Origin of the sequence: Pseudomonas sp. UV AK001 (assembly GCF_046097675.1) — a bacterium.
Taxonomy (GTDB): Bacteria; Pseudomonadota; Gammaproteobacteria; order Pseudomonadales; family Pseudomonadaceae; genus Aquipseudomonas; species Aquipseudomonas kribbensis.
This window is the reverse complement of sequence record NZ_JBJUVZ010000027.1, coordinates 1-812: the sequence shown is the minus strand read 5'-3', so window position 1 is coordinate 812 and position 812 is coordinate 1. Positions and strand designations below refer to the sequence as shown.

The 812-nt window shown below is 66.6% G+C and carries 1 pseudogene; it reads right to left on the bottom strand.

Features of this window, described 5'->3' with window-relative positions:
- Positions 1 to 812, bottom strand: a pseudogene (locus tag ACKLNA_RS29110) (type IV secretion protein Rhs); the annotation flags it as partial.

Here is an 812-nt window from a genome sequence, read left to right as displayed (position 1 = left end):
CCGGGCGGAAGGTGCCGGGTTCGTAGATGAAGCTGCGGTGCTGTTCCTGGCTGCTTTCGGCGATCAAGTGGTCGCCTTGCCAGAAGAACTCGGTGGTCTGGCCGTCGACGGTTTTGCGGACGCGGCGGCCGAAGGCGTCGTAGTGGTAAGTCGCGGTGCTGCCGTCGGGACGAGTGAGGCCGATCAGGCGGTGCTGGCTGTCGTAGCGGTATGCAGTGACGAGCTGTTGGGCGCGGCCGCGGCGTTCGCGGATCAGGTTGCCGAAGGCGTCGTAGTCGTAGTGGCGGTCGCCCTGCATCAGCAGGCGATTGCCTTTGATGCTGGTCGGGCCGGGCCGATCCTGCAGCAACAGGTTGCCGGCGGGGTCGTGGGCGAAGTTTTCCGGCACGTCGTCGCGGGTGTGGCGCACGCGGATCAGCCGGTCGAGGGCGTCGTACTGGTAACTGCGCTGGCCGTGGCGGGTGTCGGCGATGTGTTCGAGGTTGCCGTTGGCGCTGTAGGCAAAGTCGCGGCGGTACAGCGCACTGCGTTGATGGCCGACAGCGTGGGACAGCAAACGGCCCTGCTCGTCGTAGGCATATTCGCTGAGCAACAGGCCCTGCTGGCGCTGTTGCTCGCGGCCGTTCTGGTAGACGTGGCGGGTGAGCAAGGCGCCGTTGAGGTCGATCGCGGTCAGCGCGCCGCCCTTGGCGTAGTGATAGTCGAGCTTGCTGTTGTCCGGCAGACGCATCCGGGTGAGTTGGCCGCAGGCGTCGTAGGTGTAACGCAGGGTGCCCCAGCCCTGATGCTCGCGGACCAGGCGGTCCTGCAGG